The following is an 18,448-nucleotide window of genomic DNA, read 5'->3' on the forward strand; positions in this document are numbered from 1 at the left end:
CGCTGATCAGCGGGCGCGCCGCGCAGGCAGCGCCAGCACGGACAGCCCGGCGACCACCAGCACGATGCCGGCCCATCCGCCGACACCCAGGCGCTCCCCCACCACGAACACCGCGAGCACCGCGGCCACGACGGGCTCGAGCAGCGACAGCAGCGTCGCGACCGACGCCGTCACCGTCCGGAGGCCGAGCGCGTACAGCGAGTGCCCGATCACCGTCGGCACCAGCGCCAGGTACAGGAACACCGGCCAGTTGCCGGCGTCGGTCAGGAACGGCCCGCCCGCCACCACGGCGAGCACGACGAGCGGCACCGCGGCCACCCCGAACACCGCGCCGACGAGCCCGCGTTCGTTCGGCCCGCGGGCAGCCCGTGCGGCCGCGACCCCGACGTCCCCACCGACCGGCATGCTGTCGGACTCCGCGCGACCGACGGCGATCGGCATCCGGCTCGTCGCAGCGTGCATCCCCCGCGCCACCGCCCACGAGTACAGCGCGTACGTCAGACCGGCGACCAGGGCGCTGCCGACGCCGACCGCGAGTGAGCGCCCGCCACCGTCGTGCTCGGAGCGCGCGAGGGTGACGACGACCATGCCGACCACGCTCACCAGGGTGGCGACGACCCACCGCCGGGTGACGCGCCTCCGGTCGGCGACCCACTCGACCAGGCCGGCGAAGACGGGCGACGAGCCGATGGCCAGGGTCGTGCCGAGCGCGACCCCGGCGTCGGCGAGGGCCGCGTAGAACGCGACCGCGTAGACCACGAGCGACGCGGCGCCGAGCAGTGCCCAGCCGCGGGTCCGGCGCTGCGTGACGGCACGCAGCGTGCCCCGACCAGCGGTCGCGGCGAGCACGAGGCCGCCGAGCCCGAAGGTGACTGCACCGAACACGAACGCCGGCACACCGGGCGCGAAGTGCGTCGCGGTCCCGGTGGTGCCCCAGACCGCTGCGGCGACCGCGATCGCCGCCAGGCCGCCGACGGGCCTGGAGGCACGCCCCGCGCCCGGTCCGTGGCTCACGAGACGTGGACGCTCGGCCGTCGGTTCACTTCGGGTTCCGCTTCGCGCAGGACCTCGCGCGTGACGGGGGCGACGTCGCCGGCACCGGTGAACACGAAGCGCAGGGCGTTCCGGATCGGGCTGCCCTCGTTCCACTCGAAGTAGATGCTCGGCACCACCCCGGCGAGGTCGCGGATGGCGAGGAGCGTCGACGCGATGGTGTTCGGGACGTTGCCGGAGCGGACCTTGAGCACGCGGAACCCGTGGATGACGTGGCCTTCGACCACCAGGTCCTCTTCGAAGTCGGAGGAGTCGGCGGGCAGGACCTCGAGGAACATCGTCGGCACGCGGGCCGGGATGCCGGAGTCGCGGCGTTCCTCGCGCCCCTTCGCCCGGTACGCCTCGGCCGTGCCGGCACCGGGTTCGTTCGCGATGATGCAGACGGAGCTGAACTGGTCGGCGTCGGCCTCGACGAACTGCCGCGCGGTCGCGTCGAGCTCGATCGACGATGCCCGGAGCTCGAACGAACGCCGCACGCGCGAGATGAGCGACACCACGACGATCGCGATGATGAAGATCGCCGCGATCCGCACGCCGTCGGGCCGCTCGATGACGTTGGCGACGGTGGTGTAGACGAACACGACCGAGATCACGCCGAACGCGATGGTGCGCTTGCGCTGCTGCTTGCGGCGCGCGGACAGCGTCACCGCGACCGCGGCGCTCGTGATGAGCACGAGCACGCCGGTGGCGTAGGCGCCGCCCTGCGCGTCGACGTCGGCCTGGAAGATGATCGTGATGACGAACGCGATGAGCGTGAAGATGATCACGAGCGGACGCACCGCACGCGCCCACTGCGGTGCCATGCCGTAGCGCGGCAGGAACCGCGGCACCAGGTTGAGGAGCCCCGCCATCGCGCTCGCGCCGGCGAACCACAGGATGGCGACGGTCGAGAAGTCGTAGATCGACCCGAACACGCCGCCCATGTACTCGTGCGCCAGGTACGCCAGGGCGCGCCCGTTCGCACCGCCGCCCGGCTGGAACTCGCGCTGCGGGATGAGGAACGTCGTCACGATCGACGACGTGATGAGGAACGAGCTCATGATGAGCGCCGCGACGGTCAGCAGGCGCTTGGTGCCGCGGATCCGGCCCTCGGGTCGATCGCTGGTGTCGTCGGTGGCGTCGCCGCGGACCTGCGGCATCACCGCGACACCGGTCTCGAACCCGGAGAGCCCGAGCGCGAGCTTCGGGAACACGATCAGGGCGATGCCGACCATCACGAGCGGGTTGCTGTGCTGTGCCGTCAGCCCGGACCACCAGTCGCTCGCCACCATCGGGTTCTCGAACACGTGCCAGAGGGCGACGATGATGACGACGGCGTTCAGGGCGAGGAACACCGCGACGAGGCCGACCGCGATGCCGATGGCCTCCTTGAACCCGCGCAGGAACACGATGCCGAGCAGGAGCAGCAGCGCCAGCGTGAGCGGCACCGGGATCTCGGTGAACCAGTGCGGCGTGTAGGGGTTCTCGGCGATGTGCGCCGTGGCGTCGGCCGCCGACAGGGTCATCGTGATCATGAAGTCCGTCACGGCGAACCCGAGCAGCACCAGCACGAGCAGCTTGCCCGCCCACCACGGCAGGAGCTTCTCGAGCATCATGATCGACCCGGCACCCCGGAAGCTGTCGTGCGCGATCCGGCGGTAGACCGGCAGCGCCCCGAACAGCGTGACGAGCACGAGGACGATCGTCGCGATCGGCGACAGCAGCCCCGCGGCGAGCGCGGCGATGGCGGGCTGGTACCCGAGGGTGGAGAAGTAGTCGACACCGGTCAGGCACATGACCCGCCACCACGGGTGGGTCTTCTCGACCTCGACCTGGTGCGGGCCCTGGTGGGAGGCTCCCTGGTCGGCCCCGTGCAGCATCCACCGGCGCAGGCGGGTGCTGCGGTCGAGGGGCTGCTCGGTGGCGTCGCGCTGGGCGGCCCGCTCGGCGTCTGTCGCGGTCACGTGGATGATGCTAAGCCGTCCGGGTGACCCCCGTGCACACCCGGACGGTCCTGTGGACGGGGCGCTCCCACTACCGCCGTGTGCGGGACAGTGTCGCCACGATCCCGGCCACGACCAGCAGCACACCGGCGGCGATGCAGGCGGCGAGCAGCAGGGTCGTGGTGTCCACTGAGAACATCGGCAGCGCACTCACGGCCATCGCCCCGGCGAACACGAGCATCAGGACACCCCACAGGATCGTGCCGAACCGTGCGCCACGGCGTGCGGGCCGCCGGACGGGCTCGTCGGGAGTGGCCGGTGGAGCCATCGGCGCAGTCGTCTCGTCGTTGGTCGTTCCGTCGTTCGTCATCGTCCCGTTCCTCACTCGCCGACCGTGATCGCCCGAGGCACCTCGACGCCGCCGCCGAGGATCCACAGGTGCACCGTCGTCGTCTCGTCCGCATCGGCCGTGCGTGCCGCACGGTTCTCGAGCGTGGTGGTCCGGAGCACCCCACCGGTGCCGTCGTCGTCGCCTCCGCCGGTGTCGACGCCGTAGCCGACACCGCTCACCTCGACCCGCACCGGCAGGTCGGTCGGCAGCAGCACCTCGGCCCCGCCGGCACCCAGCCAGAGGTTCACGTCGCCCCCGACCGCCGACGGTTCGAGCTCGCGGAGGTCCAGCGTCGGACCGCCGGCCAACATCGCGAAGTTCCGTTCGGTCCCCGAGGCGGCGCGTTCGACCTGCCACGTGGTGCCACCGATCAGCGAGACCTGGGTGCCGGCGGGCAGGACCCCGGTGACCACCAGGGCCACCGCGGCGACCGTCGAGAACAGTCCGAGCACGTCGTCGTCGCGGCCGCGGATCCCGGCGACGATCGTCGCGATCGCCAGCACCGCGAGCGCCGCGGCGATCCCGAGGACCGGGACGGACCACCCGGCCTGCTGCGCCCAGAACGCGACCCCGGCTCCGGCGACGAGTGCGAGTCCGAGGGACACGGCGACGTACGCCGCCCCGGGTCGCCGCTCCACCCGCTCGGCCCGCCGTTCGGCCGCCCGCTCGCGTTCGGCGCGCATCCGCTCCTCGTGCTGCCGTCGCCGGTCCTCGGGGCTAGCGGGTGCACCCCACTGCCAGGAGGCCCGTCCCGCGTCCGTCGCGCCGGTCGCGTCCGCGGTCCACGCGTTCCGGGCCGGGTGCGGCTCCTCGGGGCTGGTCCAGAAGTCGCCCCGCGGGGCAGCGGTCGGGTCGGTGCCGGTGCCGGTGCTCGCGGTCCGCTCACCGTCCACCCCGCGTCGGGCCAGGACCACGATGAGCCAGACGATCCCGCCGACGAGCACGATGCTCCACGCGGTGGCCAGGGTCGCCTCGAGCCAGCCGGGCATCCCCCAGGCGTCCGGGACCCCCTGCCACCAGAGGCCGCGGGCGGCGGGCACGAAGGTGAGCGCCACGAAGGCGCCGATCGCGATGAGCGCCGGGTCGCGGACCCCGCGGATCATCCGCTCGACGTGGATGCGTCCGGCGGTGTCGGGCAGCAGCGCCCAGCCGACGGCGTAGGCGAGGAAGACCGGCCCGCCCAGCAGCGCGACGACGATCGTCACGCCGCGGACCACGAGCGGGTCGAGCCCGGTGCGGCGGGCGACGGCACCGCACACGCCGGCGAGCCAGCGGTCGTCAGTGCGCGCGATGCCGAGGCCACGGACCCAGTCGAAGAACCGGGTCGTCGAGTCGGCGCTGCCGGCGGCGGTGCCAGGAGCGGAGTCGTGCTGGTGATCGGTCATGGCCACCAGCATCCCGGCAGTGCTGCGCCGACACCATCGGGGTTCCCCCTGACCGGTCCCTGATCCCGGCCCCGAACACTGCTGCGGGGGCCGTCCGGGTGCCAGGATTGCCCCATGGCCACCGCGACGATGACGCGCCCGACCCCCAGGGTCGTCGGCGGGGTCTGCAGCGGGTTCGCGGCGCACACCGGATTGCCGGTCGGGGCCGTCCGGCTCGCCACCGCGGTCCTGGTGGTCTGCGGTGGCGCCGGGCTGCTGCTCTACGCCTGGCTCTGGGCGACCGTGCCGAGCGCGGCCGTCGGGGCAGCCGCCGGCAGCGCACCACTCAAGTCCGTGCTGACCCCGGCCGCCATCGTCGACCAGGACGAGACCACCGCGTCCGCCCGGCATGCCCCGGTCGTCGAGATCCTGCTCGGCGTGGCCCTGCTCGCCGCCGCCGGTGCGGTGGTCGCAGCGCGGATGGGGGTGGCCGTCCCCCTCGAGGTCATCGTCCCCGGCGTCGTGGTCGTCACCGGCGCCGCACTCGCCTGGCGGCAGTTCGACGCGCTCCGCAACGTCCGCACGGCCGGGTCCTCCGCCCTCGTCGTCCGGGCGCTCGGGGCCCTGGTGCTCGTCGTCCTCGGCATCCTGCTGTTCTTCACGACGAGCAGCCGCCCGAACGTCTGGACCGTGCTCACCGCCGCGGTGGCCGTCCTGGTCGGGGTCGCCGTCGTGGTCGCCCCGTGGGTGGTCCGACTCGTCCGCGACCTCGCCGAGGAACGCGCCGCCCGCGTCCGCGACCTCGAGCGCGCCGAGTTCGCGGCACACCTGCACGACTCGGTGCTGCAGACCCTCGCCCTCATCCAGCAGAAGGCCGAGCCGGGTTCGGACGCGGCACGGCTGGCGCGGGCGCAGGAACGCGAACTCCGGTCCTGGCTCTTCACCGAGCGGGCGGAACCGGCGCGCGACCTCGGCGCGCAGCTGCGGGACACAGCCGTGGACATCGAGGCCGAGTACCCCGCCCGCATCGAGGTCATCGCGGTCGGACCCGCCCGCAGCGACCTGCCCGACGGACTCGTCGCCGCCGCCCGCGAGGCGATGCTCAACGCCGCCCGGCACGCCGGTGGGACCGTGAGCGTGTACGCCGAGACCGCCGGCGACCGGGTCGAGCTCAGCATCCGCGACCGCGGCCCGGGCTTCGACGTCGACACGGTGCCCGCGGGTCGGTACGGCGTCCGCGAGTCGATCATCGGCCGGATGCAGCGCCTCGGCGGCCACGCGACCATCGCGCCGGGGCCGGGCCGCACCGGCACCGAGGTCCGGCTGACCCTGCCGCTCGCACCCGCGGCGCACGACGAGGAGCACGCATGACCGAGCCCGCCCCGTTGACCGTCGCGATCGTCGACGACCACTCCATCTTCCGAGCCGGCGTGCGCGCCGGGCTGCCACCGGGCCTCCAGGTCGTGGGTGAGGCGGCGACCGTCGACGAAGCCGTGACGCTCGTCGCGGCCACCCGCCCACGCGTCGTCCTGCTCGACGTGCACCTGCCGGGCGGCGCCGGCGGGGGCGGTGCCGAGGTCATCACGCGGTCCGCACCGGAGAACCCGGACACCCGGTTCCTCGCGCTGAGCGTGTCGGACGCCGCCGACGACGTGGTGCGGGTCATCCGCGCCGGTGCCCGCGGGTACATCACGAAGAGCTCGTCGAGTGCCGAGGTCGCCGAGGCCGTGACCCGTGTCGCGGACGGGGACGCGGTGTTCTCGCCGCGCCTGGCGGGCTTCGTGCTCGACGCGTTCGGAGCGGTCAGCGGCGAGACGGCGCAGCACGACGCCGAGCTGGACCGCCTGTCCGCCCGCGAGCAGGAGGTCATGCGGCTGATCGCGCGCGGGTACGCCTACAAGGAGGTCGCGACGGAGCTGTTCATCTCGGTGAAGACCGTCGAGACACACGTGTCCAAGGTCCTGCGGAAGCTCCAGCTGTCGAACCGGCACGAGCTGACGGCGTGGGCGCTGCAGCGCAAGCTGCTCTGATCACTTCGCGCTGATCCTGGTGTACTTGTTCACTGCCCACGGCACGAACACCACGAGCATCACGGCGATCCCGATCAGCACGGTCAGCACGGGGTGCTGCATCGTCCAGATGTCCGGAACCGGGGCGGACCCGACGTTGCCGAACAGTTCGCGCGCGGCCTGCACGAGCGACGACACCGGGTTCCACTCCGCGAACACGCGCAGCACCAGCGGCAGGGTGTCGCTCGGCACGAACGCGTTCGAGATGAACGTCAGCGGGAACAGGATCATGAACGAGGCGTTGTTGATGACCTCGGGCGTCTTGACGCTCATGCCGAGCAGCGCCATCACCCAGCTGAACGCGTAGCTGAACAGCAGCAGCAGGGCGATGCCGGCCAGGAACTCGAGCGGCGACGAGTTCACCCGCCACCCGACCGCGAGCCCGGTGAGCATCATGATCGCCATCGAGATCGAGTTCAGGACGAGGTCGGAGTTGGTGCGCCCGACCAGGACCGCCGACGCCGACATCGGCAGCGTGCGGAACCGGTCGATCAGCCCCTCCTTCAGGTCCTGCGCCATCGCCGACCCGGAGAACGTCGCACCGAACACCACGGTCTGCGCGAAGATCCCCGCCATCAGGAACTGCGTGTAGTCGGTCCCCTGCACCTGGATGGCTCCGCCGTAGACCTGGCTGAACAGCAGCACGAACATGATCGGCTGCAGCACGGCGAACACGAGCATGTCCGGCGACCGCTTGAGCTTGATGAGGTTCCGCTTGGTGACGGTCCAGCCGTCCTCGACCCAGACGGCGAGCGGCGAGGTGACGACGACGGGCAGCTGGCGGCCCGGCGCGAGGGACGTGGTGGTCATCGTGCCGTCTCCTTCTGCCTGGTCGCCGCGGGTTCGTCGGCGTCGTCGTCCGTCGCGGCGTGTCCGGTCAGGCGGAGGAAGACGTCGTCGAGGGTCGGACGTCGCATGCCGGCGTCGTGGAGTTCGATGCCGGCCTCGCCCAGATCGGCGAGCACGCGCTGCAGGGCTGCCGGACCGGCCTCCACCGCGATGGCACGGGTTCGGCCGTCGCCCGAGGTCTCGACCTCGCCGACCCCGTACCGGCGCAGCACCGTCGTCGCCGCGTCGCCGTCGGCCTCGTCGACCAGGGTCACGACCACCCGGTGCCCGCCGACCTGCGCCTTGAGCTGGTCCGCGGTGCCCTCGGCGATGACCGCGCCGTCGTCGATGACAGCGATGTCGTCGGCGAGCCGGTCGGCTTCTTCCAGGTACTGGGTGGTGAGGAGCACCGTTGCCCCCTCGGCTACGAGGTCCTCGATGATGCCCCAGAGCGCCAGCCGGCTGCGGGGGTCGAGGCCCGTCGTCGGCTCGTCGAGGAACAGCACGCGCGGGTTCATCACCAGCGCCCCGGCGAGGTCGATGCGTCGCCGCATGCCTCCGGAGAAGCCCTTCACCGGACGGTCGCCCGCCTCGGACAGGTCGAAGACGTCGATGAGCTCCCGGGCACGATCGCGCGCTGTCCTGCGGCCCAGGTGGTAGAGCCGCCCGATCATCTCGAGGTTCTCGAACCCGGTCAGGTTCTCGTCGACCGCGGCGTACTGCCCGGACACCCCGATCGACCGCCGGGTGGCCTGCGGGTCGGCGATCACGTCGATGCCGTCGATCGTCGCGGTGCCCGAGTCGGGCGTGATGAGGGTGGTCAGCACCTTCACCACCGTGGTCTTGCCCGCGCCGTTCGGCCCGAGCAGCGCCTTCACGGTGCCCTGCGGCACCGACAGGTCGAGCCCGGCCAGCGCGTGCACCGGCCCGGACTTCGACTTGTAGGTCTTGGTCAGCCCGGAGGCTTCGATGATGGCCATGTCGCTCCTTCGTCGGACACGGTGGGTACCCGGGGGTCCGGTGGAGCGACGGACGTCACTCAGACGTCGAAGTCACCACCACCGAAGTCGCTGAAGCCACCGCCGAAGTCGGATCCGCTGTCGCCCCAGCCCGCATTGTCGAAGCCGCCGCCGTCGGATGCGCCGCCGTCGGACGCCCCGGCATCGCCGGATTCAGCACCAGTGTCCTCCGAACCACCGTCACCCGCAGCGTCGGTACCGCCATCGAACGAACCGGGGTCCGGCAGGAACGCGCTCATGATCGCCGAACCGATGACGTAGCCGGCCACCGTCCCGAGGATCGAGGCGCCGATCATGCTGCCGAACGACGGACCGCCGCGCTGGCCGCCGAAGCGTCCGCCGCCACCGCCGACGCCACCGAGCGAGCGCTCCATGAAGCCCGGCTGGCGGATCTCGGAGCGGGTCGCCGACTGGGCGAGCGAGCGGGGGTCGTCACCACGGGGCGCCTCACCGGGAGGCGCGGTCCGGGTGAACTCGTCGTAGACCATGCGCCGCTGCTCGTCGGTCAGCTTGGCGAAGGCCTCGGCGTGGACCTCTTCGATGCGCTCCGGCGGTGCCGTGCGGAGCAGGTAGCGGTAGCGCTCGACCGCACGCTCGTCGTCGGTCGTCGCACCCTGCTGCTGCGTCGGTGCGCCGCCCCACTGCGGGACGCCGTACTGGTCGCCTGCGCCCTGCGGTGCGGACGGCGCCGGCTGCTGGTAGGACTGCTGGCCGTACCGGTAGCCCTGCTGCTGCGGCGGCTGCCCCCACTGGTTCTGCTGTGCGTCAGCGGATCGGTCACGCTCCGGACGTCCGAGCAGGCGGTCGAGGAATCCCATGGTCGATGCTCCTTCGGGTGCACGGTGGGCCCGGTCGGACCCGTCGTGGACTGCAACACTACGAACCCCCGGCGTCGGCTGACTGAGCGCCCGCTCAGAGTCGGCCGGGAGGCGCGTGCCGGGCTGGCACCGTGCCTCCAGTCCGCACCGTGCGCACCTGCACATCCCGTGCGCGGTTCCGAGCTCCGTGCGCGCTTGCAGCGCCGCACCCGGCAGCCAACCCCGCACCGGATCGCCGACCCCGCACCGTGCCCACCACCCACCGGCCGGGAGGCGCGTGCAGGTCTGGCACCGCGCCTCCAGTCCGCACCGTGCCCACCCGCGCACCCCGTGCGCGGTTCCCAACCCCGTGCGCGGTTGCAGCGCCGCACCCGGCAGCCAACCCCGCACCGGATCGCCGACCCCGCACCGTGCCTCCGGTCTGCGCCGTGGCTCACCCCGCGGCGAGCGCCGCCGTCCACACCGCGTGCAGCTCGTCCGCGGCCCCCGGGTGCGCCACGAGGAACGGCTCCCCCACGGGCGGGAAGCCCTCGACGGGGCCGGACCGCGTCAGCACGACGCCCCCGGCCTCGTGCACGAGCAGCACCGCGGCCCCGTGGTCGACCGGGTTGAACGCCGAGACGCAGCCGCCGATCCCCCGCCCGGCCGCGACCTGGGCGATCGTCAACGTGCCCGATCCCTGCACCCGGAGCGTGCACGACCGGTCGGCCAGGGCGTCGAGGAACGCCCCGAACCCCGGCCACGGGCGGTGCCCGTCGAGCTCGGTGCCGACGACGGCACCGGCGAGCGGCCGGGGTGTGTCGTCGAGTCGGAGCTGGCGGTCGCGCAGGGTGGCGCCGCGGCCGCGTCGGGCCTCGAGCACCTCACCGCGCCAGGGGTCCGCGACGACGCCGACGAGGGGACGGCCGCCACGGGTCAGGCAGAGCGACATCGAGGTCCAGGGCACGCCGTTGGCCAGGTTGGTGGTGCCGTCGACGGGGTCCAGGAACCAGCGGTGCCGGTCGCCGGGGGCCTCGCCGTACTCCTCGCCGGTGAACCCGTGCGTCGGGAACACCATCCGCACGCGGGAGCGGACGTGCTGCTCCACCAGGCGGTCGACGTCGGTGACCAGGTCGGCGGGGTTCGCCTTGGTGTGGACCTCGCTGACCGGGTGTTCTCGCGTGTAGGCGATGACCTCGTGGGCGATCCGGTGGGCCAGGGCCTGGGCGCGCGAGGCGACCTCGGTCTCGGTGGGCTCGCGGTCGCGCTCGGGCCAGCCGTCGCGCTCGGCCGCCGACAGGGCTGCGCCGATGGACCCGACGTCGTTCGTGGTGATCGAGTCGACACCGAGCCGGGCCGCCCAGATCGCCGGCTCGACGTCGTCGATGGTCCAGACGGCGACGCGCAGGCCCAGGGCGTGCGCGACCTCGACCGTGCGCGGGGTGAGGAACGCGACGTCGAGGTTGAGCGTCGACGGCTCGAGCGCCTCGAGGTCCGCCGACACGGGCGGGTCGAGCGACTCCCATGCCAGCCACAGGTCGGCATCGGGCAGCACGGAGCGGACGGCCGCCATCGCCGCCGGTGCGCCGCACCAGGCCACCGCGGTGGAGCCGGTGAAGCCCGCGACGGTGCGGGCGGCGACCAGGGCGTCCTCGGCGTCGGTCAGGTCGACGAGCAGGGTGGACCGGCAGCCGTCGAGGCGTTCGAGCGCGCCGTCGAGCCGCGGGATCCGGTCGAGGCCGTTGCCGAGCCTGGCGACGTCGCACCAGTCGACGTCGGACACCCGGCGGGCGTCGCCCCACATCCGGCCGAGCGTCTCGTCGTGCAGCAGGACGGCGACACCGTCGGCGGTGCGGCGGACGTCGACCTCGATCACCTCGGCGCCGAGCGCCTCGGCGACCGCAATGGCGGGCAGGGTGTTCTCACGCCGGACGCGCGGCGCACCACGGTGGGCGACGAGGCGTGGCGGACGCACGCCGGGCCTCCCGTCCGGGCTCGTGGCGACCACACGGTCGACCGCAGCCGCAGCGGAGACGGTCGACGTCGGGACCCCCGCGCTCATCGCGCGACCTCGAGCAGCACGCCGTCGCGGTGGACGAGCACTTCACCCAGGCGCACCCCGGTCTCGGTGCCGACCGCCGGCGGTGGCCCGGTGACGTAGGCACGGAGCTCCGCGCCGTCGGTGCTGAGCACGACCTCGGCGAAGTGCCCCCGCATGAGCACCCGCGCGACCGTCGCGCGGATCGGCGAGTCGTCGGTGAGCACGACCTGTTCGGGCCGGATCAGCACAGTGTCGGCCGCCGTCGGGCTGACCGAGGTGCCGGCGAGGAACCGTCCGGTGACGACGCTCGTCGACCCGATGAACGAGGCGACGAAGCTCGTGGCGGGGCGGGCGTAGAGCTCCGTCGGGGTCGCGATCTGCTCGATGCGGCCGTCGTGCATCACGGCGATCCGGTCCGAGATGCTGAGCGCTTCGTCCTGATCGTGCGTCACGATCACGGTCGTGATGCCGAGCCGCTGCTGGATGCGGCGGATCTCGTCGCGGACGCTCACGCGGAGCTTCGCGTCGAGGTTCGACAGCGGCTCGTCGAGGAGCAGGACGTCCGGCTCCTGCACGATGGCGCGGGCCAGGGCCACGCGCTGCTGCTCACCGCCCGAGATCGCGGTCGGCTTCGAGCCGGCGTGGTGGCTGAGGCCGACGAGCTCGAGCGCGTCGCGCACGCGCTCGGCGACCCGCGCCTTCGGCACCCGTCGGGTCCGCAGCGGGAACGCGACGTTCTGCGTCACCGTCATGTGCGGCCAGAGCGCGTAGTTCTGGAACACCATCGCGCTCGGCCGGCGCTCCGGACCGAGCGACGTGACGTCGCGGTCCCCCATCGTCACGACGCCGCCGTCGGCGGGCAGGAACCCCGCCACCATGCGGAGCGTCGTGGTCTTGCCGCAGCCGGACGGCCCGAGGAGCGAGACGAGCTCGCCCTTCGCGACGTCGAGGTCGATGCCGGCGACGACGTCGCGCCCGCCGAGCGTCTTGCGCAGTCCGCGGATGGTGAGGCCGCCGGATCGGGTCCGGTCCGTCGTGCTGCCGTCGGCCTGGAGGCCCGGTGCGCGTTCCGAGACGAGCGTCGCGTCCGTCATCTGGTCGCCTTTCGTGCTGGTGTGGGTCATCGGATCTGGAAGCCGTCCGCCAGTCGGCCGCCCATGATGTGCTTCCGGGCGAGCAGCAGCAGGACCACGGACGGGATGCTCAGCGCGATCGCGAACACCGCCGAGACCTGGCGCGGGGAGTTCAGGACGAGCGAGTACATCGCCGTCGGCATCGTCATGTACGTCGGGGCGCCGACCAGGTACGTGCCCTGCGCCTCGTCGAAGGACGCCAGGAACGACATCACCATCGCGACGAGGATCCCGGGCCAGGCGATCGGGAACGTCACCTTCCAGAAGGTGCGCCAGCGGCTGGCCCCGGCGTCGCGGGCGGCTTCCTCGAGGGACCGCGGCACGGCCGAGAACGCTGCGGCGGGCAGCCACGTCATGAACACGACGCAGCCCAGGACGTGCACGATCAGGATCCCGGTGACCGTGTTCATGAGGTTCAGCGCGGTGAACATCGCCGACATCGTGACGAAGAGGCCCATCTTCGGGAACGCGTTCGTCGCGAACAGCCCGACGAGCACGAGCCGCCGCCCCGGGAACTCGATGCGGCTGATCGCCCACGCGGCGGGCAGGCAGACCACGGCGGCGATGAGGACCGTGAGCGGGGCGAGGACGAGCGAGTTCTGCACCGCGACGGCCAGGCTGCGGTCCTCGAACACGGTGCCCCACCACTGCAGGGTCCAGCCGTCGGGCAGCAGGTTCGGGTAGGTCCACGTCGTGGCGAAGGCCCGGGCGGCCAGCCAGACGAGCGGCCCGAGGATGAACACGGCCAGCACGATCGCGGTCGCCCAGACGAGGGCGGTGCCGGTCAGACGCTTGATCACTGCTGCTCCTGACGCTTCTTGTCGAGCTCGCCCGCGTTCGAGCGGACCGTCGAGCGGAGGTAGAAGACGCTCGCCGCCGCGGCGAACGCGAACACGATGAACGCCATCGCCGTCGACTGCTGCGGACGGTTGTAGGCCTGGAAGTACTTCGAGATGTCGACGCCGAGCATCGTCGGCGCGTTCGGACCGGTGAAGTACGGCACGGTGAACGAACCGAGCACCCCGATCACGGTGAACGTCGTCGCGATGACGAGCGGGGTCGCGGCCATCGGCAGGAGCACCTGCCAGACGACGCGCCAGGTGCTCGCCCCGGCGTCCTTCGCGGCCTCGACCAGGGCGTCCGGGGTGCCCTGCAGCGCCCCGGTGATCATCAGCACCGCGAACGGCAGGCTGGTCCAGACGCTGCCGAACACCACGGCGACGAGGGTGTAGCCCCACACCGGGACGTCCAGGCCGAACTGCGCACCGAGGCTGCGGAGGAACCCCTGCGCGTCGGTGAAGGTCAGGATCGACCAGCTCGCGATGACCACCGGCACGAAGATCGGCACCACGGCCAGGACGCTGAGGGTCTTGCCGAGGAAGCCTCCGCGGAGCCGCAGGATCACCGCGACGACGACCGCCAGCCCCACGGTCAGGCCGGTCGACAGCGCCGTGACCCCGAGCGTCGCGACCAGGTCACGCAGGAACGTGGGGTTGCCGAGCAAGGTGGTGTAGACCGCGAACGAGAAGCCGCGCACCGTGTCGCCGCCGATGTCGGCGAGCGCCTGGTTCAGGCCGCCGGTGAACCCGAGGCTGAACAGGGCGGCGTTCACCACCGGGACGCCGACGAACAGGATGACGACGAGCACCGGGGCGGCGACGAGGGCGAGGCCCTGCCAGCGCCGGCGGCGGGCCAGCCGCTCCTGCGCCGTGCGCCCGCTGGCGGGGTGCGCCGGGCTCTGGGCGTGGGGCGGGACGGGCGGGAGGCCCGTGGCGGAGTCGCCACGGGCCTCCCGGCCGGTTGCCGGGCCGTCCTGGACGGTCTGGGTCACTGCGGGACCTTCGCGTCCCACGCCGCGTTCATGTCGGCGGCGAAGTCGCTCTGGAACCCGAGGCGGAGCTGCGAGGGGTTCGCGTCGGCGAACTGCTCGGCGACCGACTTGGGCAGGCTGTCGAGCGGGATCACCGGGTAGCCGGAGACGGCGCTCGCGACGAGCTGCTGCCCCTTCGTGCTGAGCACGAAGTCGGCGAGCTTCTCGGCTGCCGCCTTCTTGGCCTTCGGCTCGGTCTTGGGGATGCCGAGGAAGCTCGCGCTGCCGGTGAACGACGGGTCCTCGATCTGCACGGCCTTGGTGGTCTTCGGGATGATGCCGGTCTTCTGCGAGGTGATGAACTGGTCGCTCCAGACCGGGGCCATCGCGATCTGGCCACTGCCGAGCAGCTGCACGACCTGGTCGTTGCCGTTCGGGTAGACGCCCTTCTGGTACGTCGACGGGCCGAGGTCCTTCAGGGCCGTGAAGCCCTTGTCCCACTTCGACTCGAGCGACTTGTCGTACTTCGTCTGCATCGTCTCCTGCTCGGCGGGCGTCAGGTACTTCGCGAGCACCGTGGCCACGAACGAACCACCCGAACCGCCGGACGACGGGGAGTTGTAGGCGAACTCGCCCGGGTTGGCCTTGATCCAGGCGAGCAGGTCGTCGAGGGTCTTCGGCGGGTCCGTGACCTTCTTCGCGTCGTACGCCAGCAGCACGCTCGAGGCGCGGTACGGGATGGCGCTGTCGCCGCCCTGCTGCTTCGTGGCGTCCGGGACGTCCTTCAGGTTCGGGATCGTGCTGTCGCTGACCGGTGCCATCAGCCCGGCCTTGCCGGCGGTGGTGACGAAGCCGGCGTCGACGAGGTCGTACGCGACGGACTTGCCGGCCTTGACCGCGGTGGCGAGGTTCGCCTGGGTCTGGGCGTCGTGCTCGCCGTGCAGGTCGATGCTCGTGCTGACGTGGATCTTCGGGTTCGCCTTCTCGAAGGCGGGGATGAGCGACTTGTCCCAGAGGTCCTGGACGTTGGTGTCGCCGCTGATGAACACGGTGAGGTCGGTGGTGCCGTCGGTGTCGGAGGCGTTCGAGGCGTTGGCGCTCTGGACGCAGCCGGAGAGTGCGACGGTCGCGGCTGCCGCGATGGCGAGGCCGGCGAGGACTCGGGTCTTCACGTGGGTTCTCCCTGTTCCGTGGTGCGTGGGGTGTGCGGGGTGGGGGCTTACGGGCGTGCGGGGGCCGTGCGGGCGGGACGTGTGGGAACGTTCCCGCGCCGGGGTCGAGTGTGGCGCTGGCGGGTGAACTCCGGGTGCCTCCGGCGTCGCCGCCGGGTGAACTCCGGGTGCGGTGCTCGCTCTGGTGCGAGGTTCCGTACTCCGTGCCCGCCCTGGAGCCCTGCACCGAGTACGGAACCTCGCACCGTTCGCGCCGCCCCTCGCACCGTGCGAGGTCACCGTGCGAGGTCACCGTGACATCGGTACCCGGGCATTCCGGAGCTTCGCGCGGAACGCGGACTCGTCCCACACGTCCTTCCAGCCGTACCGGATCACACCGCGCACCTCGGGGAAGGAGCGCAAGCGGTCCTCGCGGTACTTCTCCGCGATGACGACGTCCTCCGCCGACCGCCCTCCGCGCAGCGCTGCATCGCGGTACTTCACCTCACCGTCGAACTCGATCACCACGCCCTGGTCCGGGAGCCAGAAGTCCACGACGATGTCCGACTCGCCCGGGGTGGTGAAGCGTCGTTGCAGCACCGGGGTGGGAGCGCCGTACTCGTCCAGGCGGACCCGGACCAGCGATTCCCCCACCGAGTCAGCGGCTGGGTCCGCGAAACCGACGGACCGCAGGGCACGGCGCCGGCCCTTCCGTCCCCGCCGCGCGACCCCGTCCAGGACGGCGTCGCGGTCCGCGCCGAGGGCGAGGAGCCGGTCGAGGGCCACCACCGCTTCCGTCATCGGCAAGGTCATGGCGAGGTCCACGGCCGTCCTGTCGAACCCCGTCAGGGTCAGGTCGTCCGCGCGGAACCGCCACGTGCCCGCCATCGACGGGTCGAAGTCGGCGTGCACGACGAACGTCGCGTTGGTCGTCCGCGCATCGCGCCCGGGGCTGGTCAGGTGGACTCGTTCCGGCCACCGGCCCACGTGCGGCACACCGATGACCGCTGCCGCCGACAGGTGCGACACGACGAAGCGAGGTCTGATCCGGTCGACGAGTGATCGCACGAGCACGTGGTGCCGCTGCTCGGGGCGGAGGCCCTTCCACCGCTCGGCGTCCGCGTACCGGCCGTGCGCGATGCGGACCAGTTCCCCAGCGCGGGCCCGGACCCGGATCGCCGCGGCCTCGTCCGGCCGTGACTCGTGCGCGACGAGGACCGTGCAGTCGGGGACGGCGGGGAAACGGGGATGAGCAGCCATGCATCGGATGCTGGCGGACACCCGCACGGTGCGAGTGCGGCCGGATCAGGCTGTGGACAGCGGCGTCCATCCACAGTCGCGAGCGGATGAATCAGCAGCTGCGAGAATGAGCGGGTGAACGCACGCACCTGGGGTTGGCTCGCAGCCGTCATCGACGTCGTCCTCATCGTCGTCTTCGCGCTCATCGGGCGCTCGTCGCACGGTGAGGCCAACACGGCGCTGGCGCTCTGGACCACCGCCTACCCGTTCCTGGCGGGTTGGGCGATCGGGTACGTGACGAGCGGTGCCTGGGCTCGACCGCTGCGCTTCTGGCCGACCGGTGCCGTGGTCTGGGTCCTCACGGTCTTCGTCGGTCTGGCCATCCGCGTCGCCACCGGCCAGGGCGACGTCGACGGCAACCCGCTGCCGATCTCGTTCGTCATCGTCGCGACGATCGTGCTCGGGGTGTTCCTGCTCGGCTGGCGCGCGATCGCCCGCGGCGTGCTCCGGTTCACCGCGTCGCGGTCGCGACGGGACGCCGCAGCGTCCGACGCGTGAACGGCAGCCGCGGTTCCCAGCCGACGATCCTCGACGTCGCCGCACGTGCGGGGGTCTCGAAGTCGGCGGTGAGCCGCGTGCTCTCCGGGACCGGACGGTTCTCGGACGAGACCCGCGAACGCGTCGAACGAGCGGCAGCCGAGCTCGGGTACGTCGCGAACGCGATGGCTCGCGGGCTGGTCAGCGGTCGCACGAACACGATCGGGATGCTCGTCCGGGATGCATCGTCGATGGTCTACACCGCACTGCACGCCGTGATGGAGCGCCGCGCATCGGAGCTCGGCTACCGTGTCATCACCACGACGGGCGTCGGTCGGGTCGAGGACGAGAAGTCCGCCCTCGCCGCACTCGTGTCCATGCGCGTCGACGGGCTCGTCGTGTGCAGCGGCCTGATGCCGTCCGCCGACATCGCCGAGTTCGCGCCCCGCATCGCCACCGTCGTCGCGGGTCGGCCCGAGCTGCACCCGGCGCTCTCGAGCGTCTACTGCGACGAGGTCGACGGTGGGGCCTCCATCGCGGACGCCGTCGCCGATGCCGGCCACACCGCCGCCGTTGTCCTCACCGTCCCGCTCGACAACGCGATCACGCAGCACGCGCGATCGTCGGCGATGCTCGAGCGGCTCCGAGCACGTGGCGTCCGGGTGATCGACATCGACGCGAGCTTCGTGCGGCCACCCGACGACCTCGCCGCCGACCTGGTGGACGCCGTGCAGGAGTCGGGCGTGACCGCGGTGATGTGTCCGACGGACCGGCTCATGCTCGACGTGTGCGAGGCGCTCGCCCGCCGCGGTGTCGAGGTCCCGCGCGACCTCTCCGTCACCGGGTTCGACGGCGTCTACCCGCTGGCGAGCGACTGGATCGGCTTCACGACACTCGAGCAACCGATCGAGCGCATCGGCCGCGAGGCCATCGACCTCGTCATCGGCCGCATCGACGACCCCACCCGCCCCGTCGAGCACCGGTCACTGCGCGGCACCGTGATCCGCGGCCGCACCCTGCTCCCCCGCTGACGCCGACCCGCTGACCTCGCACGGTGCGCGTCGACACGACCCGTGCAGGCTCGGGGCCTCGCG

General features: G+C 72.2%; 17 protein-coding genes. 4 read left to right on the plus strand and 13 right to left on the minus strand.

Annotation, left to right across the window (positions count from 1 at the left end; all coding sequences use genetic code 11):
- Positions 1 to 6: 6 nt before the first annotated feature.
- The 4 genes from HP445_RS17065 to HP445_RS17080 form a co-directional block, all read right to left on the minus strand.
- Positions 7 to 1,014, minus strand: coding sequence for a DMT family transporter (locus HP445_RS17065; protein WP_111034022.1), 1,008 nt, complete (start codon positions 1,012 to 1,014; stop codon positions 7 to 9).
- Positions 1,011 to 2,912 carry an APC family permease gene (locus tag HP445_RS17070; protein ID WP_217500037.1) on the minus strand — a complete coding sequence of 634 codons (1,902 nt, stop codon included), beginning with the start codon at positions 2,910 to 2,912 and terminating at the stop codon, positions 1,011 to 1,013. Before HP445_RS17070 ends, HP445_RS17065 begins: the two co-directional genes overlap by 4 nt.
- 154 nt (positions 2,913 to 3,066) lie before the next feature.
- A complete protein-coding gene (locus HP445_RS17075; protein WP_111034024.1) occupies positions 3,067 to 3,345 on the minus strand; it encodes a hypothetical protein in 279 nt (92 codons plus the stop codon).
- A gap of 11 nt (positions 3,346 to 3,356) precedes the next feature.
- On the minus strand, positions 3,357 to 4,751 hold the full coding sequence (locus tag HP445_RS17080) for a PspC domain-containing protein (RefSeq protein ID WP_164941237.1): 1,395 nt from the start codon (positions 4,749 to 4,751) through the stop codon (positions 3,357 to 3,359).
- A 114-nt stretch (positions 4,752 to 4,865) separates the two neighbouring features.
- Here HP445_RS17080 and HP445_RS17085 point away from each other — a divergent pair, with 114 nt between their 5' ends.
- The gene (locus tag HP445_RS17085; RefSeq protein ID WP_128781249.1) at positions 4,866 to 6,101 is read left to right on the plus strand and encodes an ATP-binding protein; all 1,236 of its coding nucleotides are present in this window, start codon (positions 4,866 to 4,868) and stop codon (positions 6,099 to 6,101) included.
- Positions 6,098 to 6,760: a LuxR C-terminal-related transcriptional regulator gene (locus tag HP445_RS17090; protein WP_110864486.1), complete on the plus strand. Its 663-nt coding sequence runs from the start codon at positions 6,098 to 6,100 to the stop codon at positions 6,758 to 6,760. Before HP445_RS17085 ends, HP445_RS17090 begins: the two co-directional genes overlap by 4 nt.
- Here HP445_RS17090 and HP445_RS17095 read toward each other — a convergent pair whose 3' ends face one another.
- The 9 genes from HP445_RS17095 to HP445_RS17135 all read right to left on the minus strand — a co-directional run bounded on the left by HP445_RS17095 (position 6,761) and on the right by HP445_RS17135 (position 16,838).
- Positions 6,761 to 7,609, minus strand: coding sequence for an ABC transporter permease (locus tag HP445_RS17095; protein ID WP_051596514.1), 849 nt, complete (start codon positions 7,607 to 7,609; stop codon positions 6,761 to 6,763). It lies immediately after the preceding gene.
- Positions 7,606 to 8,607, minus strand: a complete 1,002-nt coding sequence (locus tag HP445_RS17100; RefSeq protein WP_128781248.1) for an ATP-binding cassette domain-containing protein — start codon at positions 8,605 to 8,607, stop codon at positions 7,606 to 7,608. The genes HP445_RS17095 and HP445_RS17100 overlap by 4 nt, the downstream gene beginning before the upstream one ends.
- Before the next feature lie 59 nt (positions 8,608 to 8,666).
- Positions 8,667 to 9,464, minus strand: coding sequence for a hypothetical protein (locus tag HP445_RS17105; RefSeq protein ID WP_071405482.1), 798 nt, complete (start codon positions 9,462 to 9,464; stop codon positions 8,667 to 8,669).
- A 433-nt stretch (positions 9,465 to 9,897) separates the two neighbouring features.
- Positions 9,898 to 11,505: an inositol monophosphatase family protein gene (locus HP445_RS17110; RefSeq protein ID WP_128781247.1), complete on the minus strand. Its 1,608-nt coding sequence runs from the start codon at positions 11,503 to 11,505 to the stop codon at positions 9,898 to 9,900.
- Positions 11,502 to 12,578 (minus strand): ABC transporter ATP-binding protein, encoded by a 1,077-nt coding sequence (locus HP445_RS17115; protein ID WP_241660459.1) that lies wholly within the window; start codon positions 12,576 to 12,578, stop codon positions 11,502 to 11,504. The genes HP445_RS17110 and HP445_RS17115 overlap by 4 nt, the downstream gene beginning before the upstream one ends.
- A gap of 26 nt (positions 12,579 to 12,604) precedes the next feature.
- Positions 12,605 to 13,417, minus strand: coding sequence for an ABC transporter permease (locus HP445_RS17120; protein WP_128781245.1), 813 nt, complete (start codon positions 13,415 to 13,417; stop codon positions 12,605 to 12,607).
- Entirely contained in the window at positions 13,414 to 14,448 is a 1,035-nt protein-coding gene (locus tag HP445_RS17125; protein WP_128781244.1) for an ABC transporter permease, read from the minus strand. The genes HP445_RS17120 and HP445_RS17125 overlap by 4 nt, the downstream gene beginning before the upstream one ends.
- A complete protein-coding gene (locus HP445_RS17130; protein WP_128781243.1) occupies positions 14,445 to 15,599 on the minus strand; it encodes an extracellular solute-binding protein in 1,155 nt (384 codons plus the stop codon). Before HP445_RS17130 ends, HP445_RS17125 begins: the two co-directional genes overlap by 4 nt.
- Before the next feature lie 288 nt (positions 15,600 to 15,887).
- The gene (locus tag HP445_RS17135) at positions 15,888 to 16,838 is read right to left on the minus strand and encodes a hypothetical protein (protein ID WP_128781242.1); all 951 of its coding nucleotides are present in this window, start codon (positions 16,836 to 16,838) and stop codon (positions 15,888 to 15,890) included.
- Between the two features lie 114 nt (positions 16,839 to 16,952).
- Between HP445_RS17135 and HP445_RS17140 the strand changes: the two genes are divergently transcribed.
- Both HP445_RS17140 and HP445_RS17145 read left to right on the plus strand, forming a co-directional pair.
- The gene (locus tag HP445_RS17140; protein ID WP_206647629.1) at positions 16,953 to 17,375 is read left to right on the plus strand and encodes a DUF3054 domain-containing protein; all 423 of its coding nucleotides are present in this window, start codon (positions 16,953 to 16,955) and stop codon (positions 17,373 to 17,375) included.
- Complete coding sequence (locus HP445_RS17145) at positions 17,372 to 18,385, plus strand: LacI family DNA-binding transcriptional regulator (protein ID WP_128781240.1); 1,014 nt, start codon at positions 17,372 to 17,374, stop codon at positions 18,383 to 18,385. Before HP445_RS17140 ends, HP445_RS17145 begins: the two co-directional genes overlap by 4 nt.
- Positions 18,386 to 18,448: the final 63 nt, after the last annotated feature.

The sequence above is a fragment of the Curtobacterium flaccumfaciens genome, assembly GCF_013359815.1.
Lineage (GTDB): Bacteria > Actinomycetota > Actinomycetes > Actinomycetales > Microbacteriaceae > Curtobacterium > Curtobacterium flaccumfaciens.

What these genes read in the sequence shown, in the direction of transcription:
- HP445_RS17080 (WP_164941237.1), bottom strand. Translation starts at nt 4,751, where the DNA reads ATGACCGATCACCAGCACGACTCCGCTCCTGGCACCGCCGCCGGCAGC.
- HP445_RS17075 (WP_111034024.1), bottom strand. Translation starts at nt 3,345, where the DNA reads ATGACGAACGACGGAACGACCAACGACGAGACGACTGCGCCGATGGCT.
- HP445_RS17100 (WP_128781248.1), bottom strand. Translation starts at nt 8,607, where the DNA reads ATGGCCATCATCGAAGCCTCCGGGCTGACCAAGACCTACAAGTCGAAG.
- HP445_RS17115 (WP_241660459.1), bottom strand. Translation starts at nt 12,578, where the DNA reads ATGACGGACGCGACGCTCGTCTCGGAACGCGCACCGGGCCTCCAGGCC.
- HP445_RS17095 (WP_051596514.1), bottom strand. Translation starts at nt 7,609, where the DNA reads ATGACCACCACGTCCCTCGCGCCGGGCCGCCAGCTGCCCGTCGTCGTC.
- HP445_RS17085 (WP_128781249.1), top strand. Translation starts at nt 4,866, where the DNA reads ATGGCCACCGCGACGATGACGCGCCCGACCCCCAGGGTCGTCGGCGGG.
- HP445_RS17110 (WP_128781247.1), bottom strand. Translation starts at nt 11,505, where the DNA reads ATGAGCGCGGGGGTCCCGACGTCGACCGTCTCCGCTGCGGCTGCGGTC.
- HP445_RS17135 (WP_128781242.1), bottom strand. Translation starts at nt 16,838, where the DNA reads ATGGCTGCTCATCCCCGTTTCCCCGCCGTCCCCGACTGCACGGTCCTC.
- HP445_RS17070 (WP_217500037.1), bottom strand. Translation starts at nt 2,912, where the DNA reads ATGCTGCACGGGGCCGACCAGGGAGCCTCCCACCAGGGCCCGCACCAG.
- HP445_RS17105 (WP_071405482.1), bottom strand. Translation starts at nt 9,464, where the DNA reads ATGGGATTCCTCGACCGCCTGCTCGGACGTCCGGAGCGTGACCGATCC.
- HP445_RS17090 (WP_110864486.1), top strand. Translation starts at nt 6,098, where the DNA reads ATGACCGAGCCCGCCCCGTTGACCGTCGCGATCGTCGACGACCACTCC.